Genomic DNA, 3,497 nt, shown 5'->3' with positions numbered 1-3,497 from the left:
TGACCTGCCCGACCAGGGTGATGATCTGGTCGAGCTGCGGCGCAAGGTGGTCGAGCTCGTCGTCGGAGAGCTCGATCCGCGCCAGTCGCGCCAGGTGCGCAACCTCTTCGCGGGTAATCGATGGCATGAACTGATCCAATGCGTGCAGTAACCGGAGGTCACGTAGACACGTGACCTAGGTCAGCTTAGTGGGCCGTCTGTGACAGACGTATTTCCCCTGTGGACAACTCCCGACGGGGCGGGCGGGCGTGTCCTTCCCTACCGCTCTGTAACATGGGCGGCGACAAGGCGTTACGCGCAAGGTGATGGTCTGGGAGATGATCGTTCGGTGTTCCTGCTGCGCTTGATCATCCCCGACCGCCCGGGAAGTCTCGGGACGGTCTCGACAGCTCTCGGCGAGGTGAACGCCGACATCCACGCGATCGAGATCGTCGAGCACCGCCGGGAGAACGGCACCGCGGTCGACGACATCGTGGTCGACCTGCCACCCGGCGTGCTGCCGGACCGGCTGGTCTCGGCCTGCAACAGCGTCCCGGACGTCGAGGTCATCTGGTTCTCGCGGTACGGCGCCGGCGGTGGGCTGCACATGGACCTCGAGGCGGTCGAGCAGATGACGTCCGCGCCCGCCGACGCGATCGACCTCCTGGTCGAGCAGTCGCCGGCCGTGCTGCACGCGGACTGGGCGGCACTGCTGGACGGCACCGGCAGCGAGGTGAAGGTGGCGCTGGAGACCAGCGCGACACCGGAGTTCGGCGACGTCGCCGGGCAATGGCTGCCGCTGGCGAAGGCCACCACGCTGGAGGCCCCGGACCACAAGGGTCTCGCGGAGTCCGTGCTGGTCGCGGCGCCGCTGGAGTCCGACCGCCGGGTGCTGGTGATCGGCCGCCGCGGCGGCCCCGAGTTCCTCGGCTCCGAGGTCGCCCGCCTGTCCTACCTGGCGTCGCTGGCCGTCACGATCCGCGCCACCGCCTGACCATACGCACAAGAAACCCCCACTCGCCGCGGCGGGTGGGGGTTTCCGACGTTCCGCATCAGGTGAACTGGAAGTAGGCCAGGGCCCAGAGGCCGGCGATCACCAGCAGCACGACGATCCCGACGAGGGCCACGATCAGGATCGCCTGGCTGTTGGACCCGTTCCGGTCCGGGAGGTCGAACTGGGTGGGGCCCCAGGGCCCACCGCCGTCGACCCGCTGGACCGCCTCGGGCGGCGGCTGCGCCACCGTCCGCGACTCCCGCTTCTCCCGGGGGAACTTCATCACGCGTAGAACGACTCCCACTTGATGCTGATCGTCTGCGACCCGTAGCTACCGGAGTTGTCGGCGGCCTCGATCTCGACGTACCAACCGCCGACGTAAGCAGCGTACGCCTTGCCGTCGTTGTGCGCCTGGATGTACGACTTCACCGCGGCCACATTGCCACCCTTCAGCACGGCGAACACGTCGTTCATCACCGAGTTCATCGCGGTCTTCGCCGCGCTGCTGCTGTCCGCGGAGGCGCTGAACTGCAGGTCCTTGATGCCCTTGCCCGCGCTGGCGTAGAAGAACGCCCGCTGGGAGCCGTACTTTCCGACGTCCTTGCGGCAGGAGCTCGTGCAGTTGTACGTCTTGGCCTTCAACGCCGCGGTCAGCTGCGGCGCCGTGGTGTCGAAGGACTGATCCGGCAGCTCCAGGGACTCCTCGCCGTTCTTGTGACCGGTGACGTAGAGGTCGGATCCGTTGTTGTTCACCTGGAACGAGCCCCAGCCCGTCCCGACCTCGGAGGACCGCTGACCGGTCTTGACGGCATCCTGGATCTTCGTCACCGCGTCGCCACCGAAGTTGTCGTTGCCGATCGCCTGCAGCGCCTGGCCGAACGAGACCTGGGCGTTGTTGTTGTTGTCCTCGTCCTGGCTCTGCACCCGGACGGCGATGATCGTGCCGTCGGACTTGAACTGGAAGATGACCTGCGACGACTTGCCGTTGCTCTCGAGCTTGAAGCAGCCGCGGTGCACGCCCTGGCCGGTGTTGAAGAGGTCGCTGCACCCGAAGCCCATGCCCTGCAGCTTGTCGGTGGTGCTCTTCGCCTGGCCGGTCGCGTTACCGAGCTCACCTCCGCTGCTGGAGCCGGAAGACGGGGACGCCGACGGGTCGCCGCCCTGGCTCTGGCCGCTGCTCGGCTGGCTCGACGGGCTGTCGCCGCCGCCGAACGCGCGGATGCCGAGGAAGACCAGCAGGCCGATCAGCACGATGCCGACCACGCCACCGCCGATCACCAGCGGCATCTTGTCCTTGCTGATGCCACCCGGGCCCTTGGAGCCGCCGCCCGGACCGCCTTGACCACTCGGCTGCCACTGCCCGGGCTGACCGCCCTGCTGCTGGTGCCAACCACCCTGCTGCGGCTGCTGCTGACGCTGGCCCCAGGACTGCTGCTGGTACGCACCGCCGCCCTGCTGCGACTGCTGACCCCAGCCACCACCCTGCTGCTGGCCCTGCTGGCCGGGCTGCTGACCCCAGCCGCCCGGCTGCGGCCGGTCCTGCGGCGAGCGCCCCTGCTGAGGCTGACCCTGCTGAGGCTGACCCTGCTGAGGTTGCCCCTGCTGAGGCTGACCTTGCTGCGGTTGGCCTTGCTGGGGCTGGCCCTGCTGGGGCTGGCCCTGCTGCGGCTGCTGAGGCTGTTGCCCCCAGCCACCGCCCTGAGCGGGAGGCTGCTGTCCCCAGCCACCCTGCTGCGGCTGCTGCGGCGCACCTCCCTGTCCCCCGTGCTGCCCGCCTGGCTGGCCCCCCGGCTGCCCAGGACCCCATGGTCCCTGCGGCGGCGTCGTCATATGTTGCTCCTTCTGACCCAGATCTCGACGTGCAAAGTTAACAGTCGGACGGCTCAGCCCGGTCGGCGGATCCGTCCGGCCGCGGATTCTTCTGCCGGACTCAGGACTCGCCGGCGGCCGGCCTGCTCGCCACCGCGGCCGCTGCCTCGGCCCCGTCGTCCAGCAGCACCCGGAACCCGGCGGAGTCCAGGATCGGTACGCCGAGCTGAACGGCCTTGTCGTACTTCGACCCCGGCGAGTCCCCGACCACCACGAACGACGTCTTCTTGGACACCGAGCTCGCGACCTTCCCCCCGCGCCCGACGATCGCCTCGGTCGCCTCGTCGCGGCTGAACCCCTCGACGGTCCCGGTCACGACGACCGACAGCCCGGTCAGCGTCTGCGGCAGCTCCGGACCCGTGCGCTCCTCGCGCATCAGCACGCCGGACGCCTGCCACTTGTCGACGATCTGCTGGTGCCACGGCACCTGGAACCACTCGATCATCGCCTGCGCGATGGTCGGCCCGACGCCCTCGATCTCGGCCAGCTGCTCCTCGCTCGCCGCCCGGATGTCGTCGATGTTGTCGTACACCTCGGTGAGCGCGACGGCGGCGGTCGGTCCGACGTGCCGGATCGACAGCGCGACCAGCACCCGCGACAGCGGCCGGGACTTGGCCTCCTCGAGGTTCGCGATCAGCTTGCGCGCGTTCGCCGA

At 69.1% G+C, this 3,497-nt stretch carries 5 protein-coding genes; 1 reads left to right on the top strand and 4 read right to left on the bottom strand.

Annotation, left to right across the window (positions count from 1 at the left end; all coding sequences use genetic code 11):
- On the bottom strand, positions 1-127 hold a 127-nt coding region (locus VFF46_RS38535), incomplete at its 3' end, for an Asp-tRNA(Asn)/Glu-tRNA(Gln) amidotransferase subunit GatC (RefSeq protein ID WP_325042224.1).
- 201 nt (positions 128-328) lie between these two features.
- Between VFF46_RS38535 and VFF46_RS38530 the strand changes: the two genes are divergently transcribed.
- Positions 329-973, top strand: coding sequence for an ACT domain-containing protein (locus VFF46_RS38530; protein WP_325042223.1), 645 nt, complete (start codon positions 329-331; stop codon positions 971-973).
- A gap of 58 nt (positions 974-1,031) precedes the next feature.
- On the opposite strand, the gene VFF46_RS38525 is transcribed toward VFF46_RS38530, so the two are convergent.
- The 3 genes from VFF46_RS38525 to VFF46_RS38515 all read right to left on the bottom strand — a co-directional run.
- Positions 1,032-1,256, bottom strand: a complete 225-nt coding sequence (locus tag VFF46_RS38525; RefSeq protein WP_325042222.1) for a hypothetical protein — start codon at positions 1,254-1,256, stop codon at positions 1,032-1,034.
- Entirely contained in the window at positions 1,256-2,803 is a 1,548-nt protein-coding gene (locus tag VFF46_RS38520; protein WP_325042221.1) for a hypothetical protein, read from the bottom strand. Before VFF46_RS38520 ends, VFF46_RS38525 begins: the two co-directional genes overlap by 1 nt.
- Before the next feature lie 100 nt (positions 2,804-2,903).
- On the bottom strand, positions 2,904-3,497 hold a 594-nt coding region (locus tag VFF46_RS38515; RefSeq protein ID WP_325042220.1), incomplete at its 5' end, for a helix-hairpin-helix domain-containing protein.

The organism is Kribbella sp. (assembly GCF_035655035.1).
GTDB lineage: Bacteria > Actinomycetota > Actinomycetes > Propionibacteriales > Kribbellaceae > Kribbella.
The sequence above is the reverse complement of the archived record's forward strand: the minus strand, read 5'-3'. Positions and strand labels throughout refer to the sequence as shown.

Excerpts from the sequence above, each read along its gene's own strand:
- VFF46_RS38520 (WP_325042221.1), bottom strand. The coding sequence starts at position 2,803 with ATGACGACGCCGCCGCAGGGACCATGGGGTCCTGGGCAGCCGGGGGGC.
- VFF46_RS38525 (WP_325042222.1), bottom strand. The coding sequence starts at position 1,256 with ATGAAGTTCCCCCGGGAGAAGCGGGAGTCGCGGACGGTGGCGCAGCCG.